The organism is Mucilaginibacter sp. PPCGB 2223, from assembly GCF_001705515.1.
Lineage (GTDB): Bacteria > Bacteroidota > Bacteroidia > Sphingobacteriales > Sphingobacteriaceae > Mucilaginibacter.
The window spans coordinates 2,223,513-2,241,501 of sequence record NZ_MDJS01000001.1; the positions used below are offsets into that span (position 1 = coordinate 2,223,513).

The window sequence follows — 17,989 nt, forward strand, 5'->3', positions numbered from 1 at the left end:
GATGAAACAATTCTTCAAATTTGTTTTTGCCACCATCGTCGGCATTATTATCCTCACCGTCCTGCTTTTTATTATCGTGATCGGTATTGCCGTTGGCTTAAGCGGCGATAAAACCATCGATGTGCCATCAAACTCGGTAATGCGTATTGCGCTGACCAGCGATATCAAAGAGCGTACGCCGAACAACCCATTGGCAGCATTAGGTTTTTTAGGATTTGATGAGCATAGGGCGATAGGGCTTAACGACATTCTGGCAAATATTAAAAAGGCTAAGACAGACGACCACATTAAAGGCATATTTTTAGATGAAAGCTATATGCTTGCCGGCCAGGCCACTACCGAAGAGATACGTAACGCATTGATAGACTTTAAGAGATCGGGCAAATTTATTATCGCTTACGGCGAGATCTACACTCAATCGTTTTACTACCTGTCGTCGGTAGCGGATAAAATCTACATGAACCCGAAAGGCATATTTGAGTTTCACGGTTTCAGCTCGCAGATTATGTTTTACAAAGGCGCGATGGATAAGCTGGGCATCGAAGCGCAGGTGATCAAGGTAGGTACCTACAAAAGCGCTACCGAGCCCTTTGTTTTAAATAAAATGAGCGATGCCAACCGCAAACAGGTAACTGAGTACCTGGGTTCGATGTACGATCATTTCCTTACCGGGATCAGCGCCAGCCGTAAGATCAGTAAAGATTCGCTGTTTAACATCGCCAACAACATGCTGGTGCGTAACGCAGAAGACGCGGTGAAGTTTCGGTTGATAGACGGCCTGCGTTATAAAGACGAACTGCTCGACGAACTGAAAGGTCGTACCGGCCTGAGTAAAAAACAAAATGTAAAATCGGTTGACATTGCCGACTATACCAAAGCCGCGAGCGATGATAAGGATACCACGACCTCCAACAGCCGGATAGCGATTGTATATGCTTCGGGCGAAATTACCGGCGGCGATGGCGACGACAACACCATAGGCTCCGAAAGGATATCGAAAACCCTGCGCCAGGTGCGGCTGGATGATAAGGTAAAAGCGGTAGTGCTGCGCGTTAACTCACCGGGCGGCAGCTCGCTCGCCTCGGACGTAATATGGCGCGAGGTGATGCTCACCAAAAAGGTAAAACCCATCATCGTTTCGATGGGCGATGTGGCGGCTTCGGGCGGTTACTATATCAGCTGCGCTGCCGACTCGATCTACGCCGAGCCAAATACCATCACAGGTTCGATAGGCATCTTTGCCATTATCCCTAACATGCAGAAGTTTTTTAACGAGAAGCTGGGCCTCACTTTCGACGGGGTAAAAACCGGCAAGTATGCCGATCTGGGCAACGGCACCCGCCCGCTTAGCCCCGAAGAAAAGGACATCCTGCAAAACATGATCAACCGCGGGTACGACGATTTTACCAAAGCCGTAGCCAACGGCCGCGGCAAAACCCAGGCTTATATCAATACCATAGCCCAGGGCCGTGTGTGGACTGGCCAGCAAGCCATCAAAATTGGCCTGGTTGATAAATTAGGCAACATTAACGATGCCATCCGCTCGGCAGCCGCTAAAGCTAAGATCAAAGATTACAGCTTGGTGCCTTACCCCGAGCAGGAAAGTTCGTTTAAAAACATAGGCCGCAACATCAGCGTAGAAATGCGCACCCATTTTACCAAAGCCGAATTGGGCGATAATTACAAATACTACGAACAGGTTAAGCAAGCCACGCAGATGAGCGGGATACTGGCCAGGATGCCTTATGAGGTGACTCTTAATTAATCAATTAGTTGATTGGATGAGTGGTTGATTGGGTGAATGGTTAGGCTTGTGGTTGATGTGTTGGTAAGGCGTGGACGTTTTATCGGGCGGATGTGCAAGAACTTCAGTTGCACTTGTTGAAGCTCACATTTTTGTACTGAAACTTTACCGTGCAATTGTTAGTGGTATCGTTATCTACTTTCGAATCGACTTCCTTAATGAATATGGGGATGAAGCCATATTTTTTTAATCGGTAAGTTAATAATGGCCCGCCGGAGAAACCCTGATCGCGCACGTAATCGACCCTATAATCTTTTATTTCCCAGTGTTGTTCAACCGTTATGGTACCGGCCATTGCACCTATAAAAGCAATGAAACCCAACGGAAAAACAAGCACTATCGATAATAGTATACTTGTAAGTATCTTGCGTTTCGCTCCTTTCAGCAACAAGCCGTAGCCACAGGCAAGGATGGTGTAAACCAAAATGGCGTATAGGTTTTCGATTATGTAGGAATAGCCAGTGAATATCGGCAACAACAAAACCAGCGAAGTATATAATACATAAGAAATGATCTTAGTCGGGAGCCCTGCCTGAAGTATCCATCCTAATATCGGAAAGGAAAAAAAGAAAAAGATTAGCTCGGGGTGCGCGAATATATACATCGTAAATTAGTTTATGCAATTGTGATGATGCGTTTCAAATGTCAGCAATTTTTTGTATATTGTAAGTTTAGGCATTATGTACCAAGCGCGAGGCTTCTGACATTAACACCGGGAAATGGGGACACTCATGATTACCCATCTCATCCCCATGTGCTTTATGGGTATCAAAAAGCAAAAAAGCGCATTTAAAGCTTATATAAGGGGTTTTACTCAAGATTTTTGTAGAAATACCCATAAATACCCACCCCCCAAGGAATAGCTGCCAGAAGCAGCACGGATATTACTCACTCGCAGGATGCGAGCGAGTGCGTGGGATGAAAATACCGACAAATACCCCCTGCCTTGAGCCGGAAGCTTGAAGCACGAAGCTGAAAGCTATAACATTTCGTCTTTTCAATAAATCCGAAATCGAAAATTCGAAATTCGAAATCTCAGTAAATCCGAAATGGAGTTGTATTTTTATCCACTCGCAATTTGTAATGGAAAATAAAACTATCGCCCGTACCCTGCGCCTGCTGTCGCAACTGATGGAACTGCACGAGGTAAACCCGTTCAAGATCAAATCAATAGCGAACGCTGCTTTTAAAGTAGATAAATTGCCTTTCAAGATAGCCGACAAGCCTTACGACGAGTTGGAAAAGGTTGACGGTATAGGCAAAAGCATTGCCGCCAAACTGGTCGAACTATTTACCACAGGCAATATAGCCGAGTTGCAGGAACTGTTGGACGCTACCCCGCCCGGTATTGTGGAGATGCTGGGCATCAAAGGCATCGGTCCGAAAAAAATCGCAACGATATGGCACGAACTGGGCATCGAAAATACCGGCGAGCTGTATTATGCCTGTAACGAGAACCGCCTGGTTGAGGCCAAGGGTTTTGGTTTGAAAACCCAGGAAGAGATCCGCAAGGTAATCGAGTTCAGGATGGCCAGCAGCGGCAAGTTTTTATACGCACAGGTTGAAGCAACAGCCACCGAACTGCTCAGAAAACTAAGCGCCCTCATCGGCGAAAGCCGGATTGAGCTGTGTGGCGAGTTCAGAAGAAGATGCGAGATCATCAACGAGCTTTGTTTTGTGATAGGCACAGGGAATGCCAATGGTATCATCAACGAAATACAGACTGCCGGCCTGCTAAATGAGGTTACGATCGATCATAATCGTATTACAGGTAAAACCGAAAACCTGGTTGCGGTAAGCATCCACACAGTTGCCGAAACCGCCTTTTATACCGAAGTATTGAAGTATACAGGCGACGATGAACATGTTACCACTGTTTTAGACAGGCTAAACGATGGCTCATTCATCGCGGCAAGCGAAGAGACGGTTTACGAAAAAGCAGGCCTACAATATATGGAACCCGAGCTGCGCGAAGGTACCAGTTTCATTGAAAAGGCCGCTGCAAAACAATTGCCGAAGCTGATCGAGTATGCCGACCTGAAAGGCACACTGCATAACCATAGCACCTGGAGCGACGGCATCAATACCCTGGATGAGATTGTACTGTACCTGCGCGATGAATTGAAACTGCAATACTTAGGCATTTGCGATCACAGCAAGAGCGCTTTTTATGCCAATGGGCTAAGTATTGAGCGGGTGTTGCAACAACATGAGGAGATCGACCACCTGAATAAAAAGTTTACGGGCTTTCATATTTTTAAAGGCATCGAGTCCGACATCCTGAACGATGGCTCGCTTGATTACCCGGATGAGATACTGAAACGCTTCGACTTTATTGTGGCCTCGGTACATTCGAACCTGAAAATGGCCGAAGACAAAGCTACCGAACGATTGATTAAAGCGGTTGAAAACCCGTACACCACGATACTCGGCCACCCGACCGGCAGGTTACTGCTGAGCCGCAAGGGTTACGATTTTGATCATAAAAAAGTGATCGATGCCTGTGCCGCGAATGGTGTGGTCATCGAGATCAATGCCAACCCGCTCAGGCTCGACCTCGACTGGCGCTGGCACCAATATGCGCTGGATAAAGGCGTAATGCTATCCATCAACCCGGATGCGCACCGCAACGAAGGCTACCACGACATGTATTACGGCACATTAATAGCGCGTAAAGGCGGGGTAACTGCCGACAGGTGCCTCAATGCAAAATCGCTCGAAGAGATCGGTACTATCTTTGCCGCAAGAAAAAACAAGTGAAAAAAAGTCTTAAAATACTGGTGATCCGGTTCAGCTCAATGGGTGATATTATTTATACCACCCCAGTTGTGCGCTGCCTTAAACAGCAATTGCCCGGCGTCGAGGTGCATTTTTTAACCAAACCGGCTTTTCAATATATCTACGATGGCAACCCGTATCTGGATAAACTGCATTTGCTTAAACCAAGCCTGGGCGAAACGATAGCCGGTATAAAAGCCGAAAAGTTCGATTATATTATCGACCTGCACAACAACCTGCGCACGGCCATCATTAAATTCCGTACGGGCATCCCGGCTTCAACCTATAAAAAACTGGCCGTCAAAAAATGGCTGTCGCTTAGGTTCCATCTTAAAAACCTGGTTGCGCCAACGCACCTGGTCGAAAGGTATATGCAAACGGTAAAATTTCTGGGTATTCAAAACGATGGCAAACCTATCGATTACTTTATCAAAGCCGATCATAGTTTAACAAAACTGCTGCCGCCGTCGCATCAGGGTAACTATACCGCATTTATTATTGGCGCTACACATTTTACCAAACGCATGCCCAACAAAAAAATAATCAGCATTTGCAATCAAATTAACGGGCCGGTTGTTTTATTAGGCGGGAACGATGTTAAAGCCAACGGTGATGAAATAGCCGGGGCAATCGGCGGCAAAGTTTACAATACTTGCGGCAATACTACGTTAGATGAATCGGTATTTTTGGTTTCGAAGGCTAAAAACATCATTGGTTTTGATACAGGGCTCACCCATATTGCCGAAGCATTTAACGTACCCATTGCTTCGATATGGGGCGGCACCGCACCCGAACTGCTGGGTGTACAACCGTACAAGGTGAAAAATGCTTTGGTTATTGGGGTTGAACTACCATGCAGGCCGTGTTCAAAGTTCGGGCTGGAGAAATGCCCGCTTGGCCATTTTAAATGCATGTACCAGATACCCGAGGATGTTGTTGTAAGCTTTGCAAATAATGCGTAAAATAGCGAACTGATTATTTTAAACGTGTGCCGAATGAAGAAATTAGCTTTGTTGATGATTCTGTCTGTATTGGTTTGCGGCCGTTCCTTGGGTCAGGATCTACAGTTCGGCATTCGTGCAGGCTTAAGTTTCGCATCGCAAAGCATCAGCAACCCCGATATCATCTCCACCAACTCGATTACTACCTACAACCTGTCTATCATTGCCGAAAAGCCGCTAAAAAACAGTTTTTATTTACAGACGGCTCTGGGCCTTACCGGCAAAGGCGTAATTACGTACGAAAATGCAGAAACATCGACCTACAAATTAACCTATGTTGACGTACCCCTTAATGTGCTGTACAAGTTTAGCCTGCCCGGTATGGGCAAGCTGTATGTAGGTACGGGGCCATACCTCTCCGCAGGGTTAAGCGGTAACGTGCAATTTGAGAATACCAATAATACCAGCGGACAGCAACTGGAGTTCGGCAGTTCGCAGGACTACAAGCGGTTTGATATAGGCGTTAATTTAACAGGTGGTTTTGAGCTTAACAACCATTTGACATTCAATACCAACTATGCCCTGGGTTTGAATAATATTGCAACGGACGACGCCACCAATACCGCGGTAATGTCGACAAAGAACCGGGTTTTTTCGATAGGATTAGGTTTCCTTTTCTGAAACTATTAACTTAATCCGCTGTTAAAAAGATTTATGAAAAAACTAATGCTGGTACGCCATGCCAAATCTGGCTGGGATATCCCCGATCTGACCGACTTTGAACGCCCGTTAAACCACCGCGGCGAAGAAACCGCACCCGAAATGGCGCAGCGTTTGTTGAATAAAGGTATTGTACCCCAATATATTGTAAGCAGCCCGGCCGAACGCGCCAAAGCAACTGCCCAAATTTTTGCCGATACCTTTAAGCTTGCCGGGCCCGAATACGATATGGCCATTTACGAGGCAAACACCTCGGCATTACTTTCGGTGGTGAACAAACTGCCAGATGAATATAACTATATAGCGTTATTTGGGCATAACCCGGGCATAAGCGATCTAGTGTACTACCTTACCGATAAGATGTACGAAATGCCTACCTGCGCAGTGGTGGTTATCCATTTCAATGCAGTATCGTGGCAGTACATCAGCGACAGTACGGGCACTATCGAATATTACGATTATCCAAAGAACGTTTGATCAGATCTCATCTAACCTGAACGTATCTTTCAAACGGATGCCTTTTTCGGTTTGCTGCAGGGTACAGCACTCGTTCACAGGGTCGTGTTCGAGGTAAAGGATGTATTCCTTTTCAACGGCCTCGGTTAAAAAAGCTTTCTTTTCCATCAGTGTTTTGAGCGGGAACATATCATACGCCATAACGTATGGCAGCGGGATATGTCCTACCGAGGGCAGCAGATCGGCCATGTACACAATGGTTTTATTCTTATAGTAAAGCTGCGGCAGCATCATGGCGTCGGTATGGCCGTAGGCAAAACGCACGCGCATGTTTTTACTGAACTGTACGCCATCCTGATCTTCCACAAATTTCAGCCGGCCGTTTTCCTGTATCGGCAGAATGTTCTCTTTGAGGAATGAAGCCTTTTCACGATCGTTGGGGTATACTGCCCAGTTCCAGTGCTTTTCGTTGCTCCAGTAAGTGGCGTTCTTAAAAGCAGGTACCAGTTTTTCGCCTTCGCGGATGATAGAGCCGCCGCAATGATCGAAATGCAGATGCGTCAGGAACATATCGGTAATATCATCGCGATGGAAACCGTGCCTGGCCAGCGATTTGTCCAGGGTATCATCGCCGTGAAGGTAATAATGACCGAAAAACTTCTCATCCTGCTTGTTGCCGATTCCGTTATCAATCAGTATCAGCCGGTCTTCATCCTCAACCAGCAGGCAACGCATGGCCCAGGTACAAAGATTGTTCTCGTCGGCAGGGTTGGTTTTGTTCCATAATGTTTTAGGCACAACGCCAAACATGGCACCGCCGTCGAGTTTAAAAAAGCCGGTGTCGATGGTGTAGAGTTTCATGAGAGAAGTCCATAGACCATAGTCAATAGTCCATAGTTTAAATTATGTGAAATAAAAAAGTCCATGGTCTATTGACTATCGACCATGGACTAAATCTATAAATTATCTTACAAATGTATACACTCGCCATACGCATCAGCGGCAGCTTCCATAATAGCTTCGCTCATGGTTGGGTGCGGGTGTACCGATTTGATGATCTCGTGGCCGGTAGCCTCCAGCTTTCGCGCGGTAACTACTTCGGCAATCATTTCGGTAACATTCATACCGATGAGGTGCGCGCCCAAAAACTCGCCGTACTTGGCGTCGAAGATCACTTTCACAAAGCCGTCTTTAGCACCGGCAGCGCTTGCCTTGCCCGATGCCGAGAACGGGAACTTACCGATCTTCAATTCGTAACCGGCTTCTTTAGCCGCTTTTTCGGTATAGCCTACCGAAGCAATTTCGGGCGAACAGTAAGTACAGCCGGGGATGTTGTTGTAGTTCAATGGCTCAGGATTATGACCGGCAATCTTTTCAACGCAGATGATGCCTTCGGCAGATGCAACGTGTGCCAGCGCCTGGCCTTTGACGATATCGCCGATGGCATAAACGCCTTCAATGTTGGTTTGGTAAAAATCGTCGACTAAAACTTTGCCTTTGTCAGTCTTCACTCCAACCTCTTCAAGGCCGATACCTTCGATATTGGTTGAGATACCCACAGCCGAAAGAACGACGTCGCACTCCAACTGGATATCGCCGGTAGCCGTTTTGATGTTCACTTTACAGCCATCGCCCGAGGTATCGACAGATTCGACGGTAGAGCTGGTCATGATGTTGATGCCTTGCTTTTTGAGGTTACGTGCCAGTTGTTTTGATACGTCCTCATCCTCAAGCGGAACGATGTTATCTAAAAACTCAACCACAGTAACATTGGTACCGATAGCGTTGTAAAAGTAAGCAAACTCGATACCAATGGCGCCCGAGCCTACAACCACCATTGATGCAGGCGCCTTAGGCAACACCATGGCCTGGCGATAGCCGATGATCTTTTTATTGTCCTGTTTAAGGTTAGGCAACTCGCGCGAGCGGCCGCCGGTAGCCAGTATGATATGTTTGGCGGTAAACTCTTTCGCTGTACCGTCGGTACCCTTAACTTCAACCGTGCCTTTGCCTTTTAGTTTACCAAAACCCATCAACACATCGATCTTGTTCTTTTTCATCAAAAACTGAACGCCCTTGCTCATGCCGTCGGCAACACCACGGCTGCGTTTGATCACCGATTCGAAATCAACTTCGCCGCCCGCTACTTTGATACCGTAATCGGCAGCATGATTGATGTACTCAAATACCTGCGCGCTTTTCAGCAAAGCCTTGGTTGGGATACATCCCCAGTTTAAACATATACCGCCTAATGATTCTTTTTCAACAATGGCAGTTTTCAGGCCCAGTTGCGATGCGCGTATTGCAGCAACATACCCGCCGGGACCGCTGCCTATAACAATTAGATCATAGTTCATAATTCTGATATCCTTTTACGATTTACCGCCAAAGCTAAATAAAAACATGGATATGGTAAACAATCAGGCACCTATTAAAACCAAGTATGATACTGGGGTGAAATTCGGGCAATAACCCCGGTAAAATGCAACTGGTTAGCAACAATTTAAACACTACCGTTTTTGCAGTTATTAATTGTTTATTTTACAATAATTTCAATTTCGCACCTCTTTTTTGCAGAAACCCAAACCAGACATGCTAATTATTGCGATCATGTTGATAAAAAACCTCGAATTGTTAACATTAACTTAACAATAGCTGTGTTACTGATAGTTATATTTGTGACAAATTTTGACTTCATTAATTTAACTTAAACAAGCAGGTATGAGAAAGTTTTTACTTTTATGTCTTTTCATTATCGGCGCGGCATCCACGAGCAATTTATTTGCCCAGGGTGTTACTACAGCATCCATCCATGGTGTTGTTACCGATAGCAAAGGTGGCACGTTGCCCGGGGCAACGGTGATTGTCACCCACCTTCCAACAGGTACCGTTTATTCGGCAGCTACCCGTGCCGACGGACGTTACAACTTGGCAAACTTAAGGGTTGGTGGCCCGTATACTTTTAAAATTTCATTTATCGGTTTTAAAGATTACACCCAGGACAACATTACCCTTTCAATCGGCCAGGATTTAACCCTGAACACCAAACTGGAAGATAACTCTACCACCTTAAAAGAGGTTACCGTAGCAGGTGCCGGCGGTAAGGTGATCAACTCATCGCGTACCGGTGCACGCGAAACCGTTACCCGCGCCCAAATAGAGGCTTTACCTACCATTAACCGTTCGCTGCAGGACTATACCAAATTAACCCCTTCTGCCAACGGCCTGAGCTTTGGCGGCCGCAGCGGTTTATACAACAACATCACTGTTGACGGTGCTTTGTTCAACAACTCGTTCGGTTTATCAACTACTTTAGGCGGTCAAACCAGTTCACAGCCAATTTCGCTGGATGCGATCGACCAGATCCAGGTTGATATTGCCCCTTACGACGTTCGTCAGGGTAACTTTACCGGCGCCGGTGTTAACACGGTAGTAAAATCGGGTACCAACCAGTTAAAAGCCACCGCTTATTACTATGTGCGCGGTACAAGCTTAACCGGTTACCAGGCTGGTACAACAGGCATTACCGTTACTCCGTTTACCTACCATACCGTAGGTGCTTCAATTGGTGGCGCTATCCTCCCTAACAAATTATTCCTGTTTGTATCGGGCGAGCAAGAGCGCATCAGCGCCCCTGCACACAGCTTTGTGGCTAACTCCGGCCAAAGTGGTTCTAACGTTTCGCAGGTAAAAGCCACCGACCTGGATGCGTTGACACAATACCTAAAAACAACTTACAATTACGATCCGGGACCATACCAGGGTTTTAACTATCAAACCTACAGCGATAAGTTGACCACAAAACTGGATTGGAACATCAATAAAAACAACACGTTAAGTGCTAAATACTTCTACTTAAAGTCGTATAAAGATCAACCGCCAAGCACCAGTTCAACCTTCTATGGTTCATCTTCGCGCTTTGCAGGTACAACAGGCCTTCCTTACTTTGGTTCAGGCTACCGTATCAACAACAACTTTAATATAGGCATTTTAGAGTTGGATACCCGTGTAAGCAATACCATGTCGAACAGGTTAACAGCAGGTTATTCGGCTTTGCGCGATTTCCGTTCTTCATTAAGCAGCACCACGATTCCGATGGTTGATATTGGTAACGGTACTTCAACCAATACCGGCGTGGTAACTTCGGCTGCCAGCGGTACAGCTACTTCGTTCGGTTACGAGCAGTTTACTGCCGGTAACTTGTTAAGCTCAAATATCTGGCAGTTCTCGGACGACTTTACCATCTATGCCGGTAAACACGAGATCACCATCGGTACCAACGACCAGATCCAAAGCTATGTAAACGGCTTCGCTACCCAATATAACGGTGTTTATGCGTACAACTCATTCTCAGATTTCGAAAATGGCTTGCCTGCAGCATCATACACCTACCGCTATTCGGCTTTGCCTGATGGCTCTTTCCCTTATGCCCGTATCAAAGGCGCAGTTTACGCTGCTTACGTACAGGATAAATTCCAGGTTAACGATAACTTCAAGTTAACTTACGGTATCCGTGCCGATTATGATGTTTTCCCAACTACCCTGCAACAAAATGCCAACGTACCTCCGTTAACCTTCCAGGGCGGTACCCATGTTGACCCGGCCGTGTTGCCAAGCAACAAATTACTGGTATCTCCGCGTGTAGGTTTTAACTGGGATGTTAAAGGCGACCAATCAACCCAGATCCGTGGTGGGTCGGGTATATTTGCCGGCGCTGTTCCGTTTGTGTGGATATCTAACCAGGCTTCAAACAACGGTGTGTTATTCGGCTCGTACCAGGTTACCAAATCTGCAACACCAGCCGATCCGAGGTTAATCTTCAACCCTAACGTTGATGCAAACCGCCCGGCCCCGGGTGCAGGCGCTGCCAATACTTCGTACGAATTGGATATTGCCGATCCTAACCTGAAATTGCCGGAGATCTGGAGAACTAACTTGGCTATCGACCAAAAATTACCTGGTGGTTTCATCGGTACTATCGAAGCCGCTTATACCAAGGATATCAACGCCATCTACCACAAAAACCTGGTATTGTCTGATGGTTTTGTAACCCTGCCAGGTACCGAAGGCCAGATCCGTTACAACGCATCAAACACAACCGGCTCTGGTACTTTAAGCGCAGCTAACCCTAAAATCACCGGCTTGTATTACATGACCAATACCAGCGCCGGTTACTCATACTTTGTAACTGCCCAATTGCAGAAAAACTTCCTCAACGGTTTCTATGCCAACGCGGCTTATACCTACAGTCAATCGAAAGATGTTAACGACGGCGGTTCGACCGCATCTACCATCTGGAGCACCCGCTATGTAGCCGGTAACCCAAATGCCGATAACATTTCTAACAGCTCTTTCGTACAGCCTAACCGCATCATCGCTTCGTTAGCTTACCGTAAAGAGTATGCTAAAAACTTCGCTACTTCGATCGGGTTAACTATGGAAAGCGCTAACAACGGTGCTATCTCGTATTTAACCAGCGGCGACCCTAACGGCGACGGCGCAAGCAACGATTTGATGTTTATCCCTCAAACCTCGTCTGACATTCTTTTAGTGCCCGATTTTGTGGGTGATACCCGTACAGCTGCACAAGAATGGAGCCAGTTAGATAAATTCATCAGCCAGGATCCGTACCTGAGCAAACACAGAGGTCAGTTTGCCGAAAGAAACGGTGCTATATTGCCTTACTTCCAGTTGTATAACCTGAACCTTACCCAGGATTTCTACATCAAATCGGGCAAAAGCAGAAACACCCTGCGCTTTACCTTTGATATCATCAACCTGGGCAACTTCCTTGATCCAAACTGGGGCCTGTCGCAAGTATCGGCAATCAACGGCGCATTTAGCGGTGGCGTAACTGTGTTGTCGTACAAAGGTATTGACGCTACAACCGGAAGGCCAACTTACTCGTTCCCTTACCTGGATAAAACCAACCTTGTACCGGTAACTGTTTCATACAAAAACGATTCAAGTCAGTTCTCACGCTGGCAAGCACAATTTGGTATCCGTTACATATTTAATTAATTATTTAACTAACCAAAATATTACAAAGCAAAAAACCCGGCCAAAAGCCGGGTTTTTTGCTTTATCGCTAATTTATTTTCAACCGCTGACATTGTTAACATTATCTTAATATTAGCTATATTCGTGGTTGGTATATTTGCAAAAAAGTGTTCATTCCATTATCAAATTAAAAAAACAGCATGAGGAAGCATTTACTTATTTTATTTACTTTATTAATTACCGTGTGCCATGCGTTTGCGCAGGGTACCGAAGTTAAGGTTACCGGTAAGGTACTTGACTCCCAAACTAAAGAGGCCCTTATCGGAGCTTCGGTTTTAGTTAAGGGAACAAGCAAGGCCACATCGGTAGCGTTAAATGGTACTTTCAAGATCAATGTTCCGGCCGATGGTACATCAACTCTTGTGATATCATACATAGGCTACATTACCAAAGAAGTGGTTATCGGCGAGAAAAAAGATCTCGGTGAGATCAACCTCGTGGCAAACTCTTCAACAATGAATGAAGTTACCGTTACAAGCGATGTGGCCATCGACAGAAAAACACCTATCGCGGTATCGACAGTTAACGCCGAATATCTTGAAGAAAAAGCAGGCAGCCAGGAGCTGCCCGAGTTATTAAAAGAAACCCCGGGCGTAATGGCAACAGAAACCGGTGGCGGTTTTGGCGACTCGCGTATCAGCATCAGGGGCTTTAGCAATAATAACGTGGCTTTAATGATCAACGGCATTCCTGCCAACGATGTTGAAGCCGGTAAAATTTACTGGAGCGACTGGGCCGGTTTGATCGATGTTACTTCATCAATACAGGTACAGCGTGGTATAGGTGCTTCAAAACTGGCCGTACCTTCGCTGGGCGGTACCATTGGTATCATTACCCGCAGTACCGATGCACAAAAAGGCGGCTCGTTTATCGAGTCGATTGGCAGCTACGGCGACCAAAAAACATCATTATCATTATCCACAGGTTTAAGCAATAAAGGCTGGGCAGCATCATTCCTGCTGGCCAAAAGATCGGGCGATGGAAAAGCATTCGGCCTGTACTACACCGGCTACAGCTACTTTTTAAATATTTCGAAGGTACTGACCCCGCATCAAAACTTATCATTTAATATACTGGGAGCGGCACAATCTCACGGACAGCGTTTTACAGAAGCTTCGGTTAATGCATACAGAAACTCGCCCGACGGTATCCGCTTCAACCCGGATTGGGGCTACCTGAACGGTACACTGACCAGTGCCGAGATCAACTACTATAACAAACCTCTTGCTTCGTTAACGCACAGCTGGGTGATCAACGAAACCTCCAGCCTTTCGAGCACACTTTACGCTTCGTTCGGAGCGGGCGCTGCGAGGTATTTGCAACCTTACAACTACAATTCGACCGATGTTCCGCGCGTAGCCGGTGCATACTCGCCGATAGATTTCGCAGCCATTCAGCAATACAACGAATCAACTGTTGACGGTGCTTCGAAATACTACATCCAAAACGTGGTGAATAACCACCAGCAGTATGGAGCAACCAGCAAATACAGCAAAAAATTAGGCGACTTTGATATCCTTGCAGGGGCCGACCTGCGCTATTATACTGCAGCGCATTACAACCAGGTACAAAATTTATTAGGCGGTCAATACATGCTCGACCCATTCCAGCAGGACGTTAAAAACCCTAACTACCACCTGAAAGTTGGCGACAGGTTCGATCAGAACTATGTTTATAACATAGCCTCAGAAGGCCTGTTCTTACAAACAGAGTATGCTAAAAATGACCTTTCGGCGTTTATAGCTTTAGCCGCCACCAATACCGGCAACCAACGCATTGATTATTTCAGCTATCAGGCTAACGACCCTGCTTACAAAACCAATTTTGTTAACTTTTGGGGTTACCAGACAAAAGGCGGTTTGAACTATAACTTCGACAGCCACAGTAACGTGTATGCTAACATCGGTTACTTACAAAGAGCGCCGCTGGTATCAACCATCTTCCTGGATTTTAAAAACGACGTAAACCCCAGCGCATCTCCTGAAAAATTATTGAGCTATGAGTTAGGTTACGGTTTCCGCAGTTCGGAGTTTACTGCCAATATCAATCTTTACCGCGCAACCTATAAAGACCGTTCGGTACCACCAAAAGATGTTGTGGATGCTACCACCGGCCAATTGTTAACAGCCAACATTACCGGCTTGAACGAATTGCACCAGGGGGTTGAGTTTGATTCAAGGTACCGCCCGTTTAAAGGTTTAACCCTGAGGACCATGTTATCGGTGGGCGACTGGCATTATTTAACCAACACCGGCCCAATTACCATCAACGGTAACTCGCCAACAACCGGCAAAGCTACTACCACCACCATCCCGGGTATAATGATACAGGGCACCAAAGTGGGCGACGCTGCACAAACTACCGCTTCGGCCGGTGCCGACGTAAACGTTTTGTCGTCAGTTAAAATTGGCGGAACTTATAATTACTACGGTAACTATACTACCAGCTTCAACCCAATACCGGTAACTTTTGCTGGTTATAACCCTTATAAATTACCAAACTATGGTCTTTTGGATCTGAACGTAGTGTTCCGTTTAAAAATAGATGGCTTTGAAGCTACGTTTATCGGTAACGTGAACAATGTTTTAGATACCAAATACTTCTCTGATGCGTATGATATCTCACCGAATGCCAATAACCCGAATCCAAGCCCGTTAACTCCAGGCTTCGGTGTTTACTACGGTATCGGAAGGACTTATACAGCTACGTTAAAGGTTAAACTCTAAAAATATTACGACCATGAAAAAAATTATATATCTGTTAGCATTCGTCGCTATAGCATTTGCTTCGTGCGATCCGTTGAGCAAAACATATAAGGACCTTGATGCGCAGCCTCAAACCGTAAATGTTAGCTTAAGCAATACCTTTAAATCAACCGCCGATGCAAAGACGGCTATTCCGGCTATACTTGCCGCTAATACCACTTATAATGCCTATCCCGAAGGTTCGGTATTAAACGTAAGTTTCGCCTTACCTGCGTCGCAGCCTATTGTGCCCGATAGTACATACAGCCACGTGGCTTATACCCTGGTACCTTCTGACTATGCTTATGCCGGTAATACCACATTAACAAATCTTTCGGCAACGCAGGTTCTTGCATTTTTGGCGTACAAGTATCCTACTCCGGCAAATAATCAGCTTGCTGTTTTAACCTACAATTATTTCGAATCAGGTTACACCACCGGATCGATAACTACCGATTCGTTTTTGTTCCTGAACGGCAGCTGGACCAAAATCTATACCGTTTCGCCGGGACAATACGCATCTGTTGGCCGTGGGTTAACCAATACATTCAACACCGCCGATCTGAAACAGATCCCAACCTGGTTAAGCTCTTTCCTGGCTAACGATTTAACGGTTAGCACAGCGGTAAACAATGTTGGCGATTATAAATACATCAGCTACCGTTATGCTACTACTTATCAAAAAGTTTTGGCTTTGATGTGGAACGGCGCCAGCTGGGTTGATCGCGACCAGGTATCGTTCATCAAACAAAATGGTGTTTGGATACCGATTATCACCGTAATTTTTGGCAAAGCCGATTATGCTGTGCTTGCAAATGCTACCATGGGTACCGCTGCAGCCAGGGCCAACGTAGTATCATTTGGCGACTTTAACATCCAGAGCCCGACATCAACTACTTACTGGACCGATGCCGACCTTAAAGCCGCCATCATTTTTATGTTAAAAGCTAAAGTACCAAGCCCGGTTGTAAATAATCCATACCGTGTTACTTACGCTGTATATACCGGTACCGTATCCAACGTCACCGGAACTTATGTGTACGACGGCACAAACTGGATACTTAAATAACTGTACTTATTCAGATAACTATCAAACAAGAGAGCCCGCGGAATTTTTCCGCGGGCTCTCTTGTTTTCAGACATAAGTGGTTTAATCCGGCCAGGGTTTATAATTATTTTACCGGGATTTTGAAAGCCGCCGCTGCTTCGTTAGCCAGCTTAACATCGCCCAGGTAGCTCCAGCGTACGCCTACAATATATTTGTTAAGAGCTTTTAATATCTGGTCGGCTGTAACTTCTTCAACCTTATCGGGAGCTGTTTCGAATAAGTTCCAATCGCCCATAATTTCGGCCTGGCCCAGGTTACCGGTTATCGCGTTCGATTCCTGCTGTTTAACATAACTCGAGGTAATATAACTGCTTTTCAACTCTTTCAGGCCCGATGCGGTAACCCCAGACGCTTTGATACGGTTCAATTCTTCCATCATGACCGAAACAGCTTCCCCCGGCGAGAGCGTACTTACATACATCACCGCATAAGGCATCTGCTGATTGGCGGCATAAGCCCCCGGCGCGTACGACAGATTGCGTTTGGTGCGTATCTCGGCGAACAGCGTTCCGCTCAGGCCCGACATCCCCAGGTGGAATGCAGTATAATCGGGACTGGTCATCCGGGGGGCATTCATTACCGCGCTCACGTAATTTGTTGCCAAGGCCTTGTCTTCGGCAAGCACATTGTTACCTTCTATTACAGGCGGCTCATAAGTTGGCGGTTGATATGGCATTGAGGGGATATTGGCAAACGAAGCTTTAATTTTCGCAACCAGGTTGTCTTTTGATATGCGGCCAGCCACCACAATAAACATACGGTTTTTGTTCAGCAGTTTTTCATAATAAGTTTTGATGACACTCGCTGGCAATGCTAAAACTGTCGATTCTGTCCCTTTAGGATTGGCTGCATAAATAGTACCCTTAAAAGCGTTCCTCATCACCAGTTGCGCTATATGCGCATCAGGGTCGGTTTGTTCCTGTTTGATACCTGCGATGACCTTGTTTTTTAAAAGCTGTAGTTCGTTATCGTCGTACACCGGATGCATCACCGCCTCACTGAAAAGGTCCCAGCCCTGATCGAAGTATTTCGATACACAAATCATGTTTATATCGCTGTAGTCGTAATCGGTAGAGCCTCCGATCTCAATACCATACTCATCAGCCCGATCCCTGAATTTATTGGCGTCGTATTTCCGGGTACCGCATTCGGTGGTGCCGGCCACTGCCAGTCCCTCAATGCCGGCCTGTTCGGCGCTGTAGTTGGCAACCCCGCCCCTAAAGTACATCCGTACGCTGATCACATCTTTAACCGTTGGTTTAAAGATTACCTTGATGCCATCAACATCAAAAGATGTGGTGTGCTGTTGTGCAAATAACATCGCAGCGCTTATCAGCCACAGGCTTATAGTCAATATCAGTTGTTTCATTTTATAGCT

General features: G+C 46.1%; 12 protein-coding genes. 8 read left to right on the plus strand and 4 right to left on the minus strand.

Annotation, left to right across the window (positions count from 1 at the left end; all coding sequences use genetic code 11):
* Position 1 precedes the first annotated feature (1 nt).
* Positions 2 to 1,765, plus strand: coding sequence for a signal peptide peptidase SppA (sppA, locus tag BEL04_RS09645; protein WP_066002742.1), 1,764 nt, complete (start codon positions 2 to 4; stop codon positions 1,763 to 1,765).
* A 103-nt stretch (positions 1,766 to 1,868) separates the two neighbouring features.
* Here sppA and BEL04_RS09650 read toward each other — a convergent pair whose 3' ends face one another.
* Positions 1,869 to 2,408 (minus strand): hypothetical protein, encoded by a 540-nt coding sequence (locus BEL04_RS09650; protein WP_066002743.1) that lies wholly within the window; start codon positions 2,406 to 2,408, stop codon positions 1,869 to 1,871.
* A gap of 479 nt (positions 2,409 to 2,887) precedes the next feature.
* On the opposite strand from BEL04_RS09650, the gene BEL04_RS09655 reads away from it, so the two are divergent.
* Genes BEL04_RS09655 through BEL04_RS09670 form a run of 4 tightly spaced genes read left to right on the plus strand, consistent with a single transcriptional unit; the run spans position 2,888 to position 6,720 of the window.
* Complete coding sequence (locus tag BEL04_RS09655; protein WP_066002744.1) at positions 2,888 to 4,564, plus strand: DNA polymerase/3'-5' exonuclease PolX; 1,677 nt, start codon at positions 2,888 to 2,890, stop codon at positions 4,562 to 4,564.
* Entirely contained in the window at positions 4,561 to 5,544 is a 984-nt protein-coding gene (locus BEL04_RS09660) for a glycosyltransferase family 9 protein (RefSeq protein ID WP_083227839.1), read from the plus strand. Before BEL04_RS09655 ends, BEL04_RS09660 begins: the two co-directional genes overlap by 4 nt.
* Positions 5,545 to 5,577: 33 nt before the next feature.
* Positions 5,578 to 6,204, plus strand: coding sequence for a porin family protein (locus BEL04_RS09665; protein ID WP_066002745.1), 627 nt, complete (start codon positions 5,578 to 5,580; stop codon positions 6,202 to 6,204).
* Positions 6,205 to 6,237: 33 nt separating this feature from the next.
* Complete coding sequence (locus tag BEL04_RS09670) at positions 6,238 to 6,720, plus strand: histidine phosphatase family protein (protein WP_066002747.1); 483 nt, start codon at positions 6,238 to 6,240, stop codon at positions 6,718 to 6,720.
* Here BEL04_RS09670 and BEL04_RS09675 read toward each other — a convergent pair whose 3' ends face one another.
* Both BEL04_RS09675 and lpdA read right to left on the minus strand, forming a co-directional pair.
* Entirely contained in the window at positions 6,721 to 7,560 is an 840-nt protein-coding gene (locus BEL04_RS09675; RefSeq protein WP_066002749.1) for an MBL fold metallo-hydrolase, read from the minus strand.
* A 107-nt stretch (positions 7,561 to 7,667) separates the two neighbouring features.
* Positions 7,668 to 9,056: a dihydrolipoyl dehydrogenase gene (lpdA, locus tag BEL04_RS09680; RefSeq protein WP_066002751.1), complete on the minus strand. Its 1,389-nt coding sequence runs from the start codon at positions 9,054 to 9,056 to the stop codon at positions 7,668 to 7,670.
* A 364-nt stretch (positions 9,057 to 9,420) separates the two neighbouring features.
* On the opposite strand from lpdA, the gene BEL04_RS09685 reads away from it, so the two are divergent.
* From BEL04_RS09685 to BEL04_RS09695, 3 genes are all read left to right on the plus strand, one after another.
* Positions 9,421 to 12,720, plus strand: coding sequence for a TonB-dependent receptor (locus BEL04_RS09685; protein WP_066002753.1), 3,300 nt, complete (start codon positions 9,421 to 9,423; stop codon positions 12,718 to 12,720).
* A 179-nt stretch (positions 12,721 to 12,899) separates the two neighbouring features.
* The gene (locus BEL04_RS09690; protein WP_066002754.1) at positions 12,900 to 15,485 is read left to right on the plus strand and encodes a TonB-dependent receptor; all 2,586 of its coding nucleotides are present in this window, start codon (positions 12,900 to 12,902) and stop codon (positions 15,483 to 15,485) included.
* A gap of 13 nt (positions 15,486 to 15,498) precedes the next feature.
* Positions 15,499 to 16,572 carry a hypothetical protein gene (locus BEL04_RS09695; protein ID WP_066002756.1) on the plus strand — a complete coding sequence of 358 codons (1,074 nt, stop codon included), beginning with the start codon at positions 15,499 to 15,501 and terminating at the stop codon, positions 16,570 to 16,572.
* 103 nt (positions 16,573 to 16,675) lie between these two features.
* Here the strand turns inward: BEL04_RS09695 and BEL04_RS09700 are convergent, their stop codons facing one another.
* Positions 16,676 to 17,980, minus strand: a complete 1,305-nt coding sequence (locus BEL04_RS09700; RefSeq protein ID WP_066002758.1) for a pitrilysin family protein — start codon at positions 17,978 to 17,980, stop codon at positions 16,676 to 16,678.
* Between the last annotated feature and the right edge of the window lie 9 nt (positions 17,981 to 17,989).

Bases quoted from the DNA above. Each gene is read 5' to 3' on its own strand.
- sppA (WP_066002742.1), top strand. From the start codon at position 2: ATGAAACAATTCTTCAAATTTGTTTTTGCCACCATCGTCGGCATTATT.
- BEL04_RS09650 (WP_066002743.1), bottom strand. From the start codon at position 2,408: ATGTATATATTCGCGCACCCCGAGCTAATCTTTTTCTTTTTTTCCTTT.
- BEL04_RS09655 (WP_066002744.1), top strand. From the start codon at position 2,888: ATGGAAAATAAAACTATCGCCCGTACCCTGCGCCTGCTGTCGCAACTG.
- BEL04_RS09665 (WP_066002745.1), top strand. From the start codon at position 5,578: ATGAAGAAATTAGCTTTGTTGATGATTCTGTCTGTATTGGTTTGCGGC.
- BEL04_RS09670 (WP_066002747.1), top strand. From the start codon at position 6,238: ATGAAAAAACTAATGCTGGTACGCCATGCCAAATCTGGCTGGGATATC.
- BEL04_RS09675 (WP_066002749.1), bottom strand. From the start codon at position 7,560: ATGAAACTCTACACCATCGACACCGGCTTTTTTAAACTCGACGGCGGT.
- lpdA (WP_066002751.1), bottom strand. From the start codon at position 9,056: ATGAACTATGATCTAATTGTTATAGGCAGCGGTCCCGGCGGGTATGTT.
- BEL04_RS09685 (WP_066002753.1), top strand. From the start codon at position 9,421: ATGAGAAAGTTTTTACTTTTATGTCTTTTCATTATCGGCGCGGCATCC.
- BEL04_RS09690 (WP_066002754.1), top strand. From the start codon at position 12,900: ATGAGGAAGCATTTACTTATTTTATTTACTTTATTAATTACCGTGTGC.
- BEL04_RS09695 (WP_066002756.1), top strand. From the start codon at position 15,499: ATGAAAAAAATTATATATCTGTTAGCATTCGTCGCTATAGCATTTGCT.
- BEL04_RS09700 (WP_066002758.1), bottom strand. From the start codon at position 17,980: ATGAAACAACTGATATTGACTATAAGCCTGTGGCTGATAAGCGCTGCG.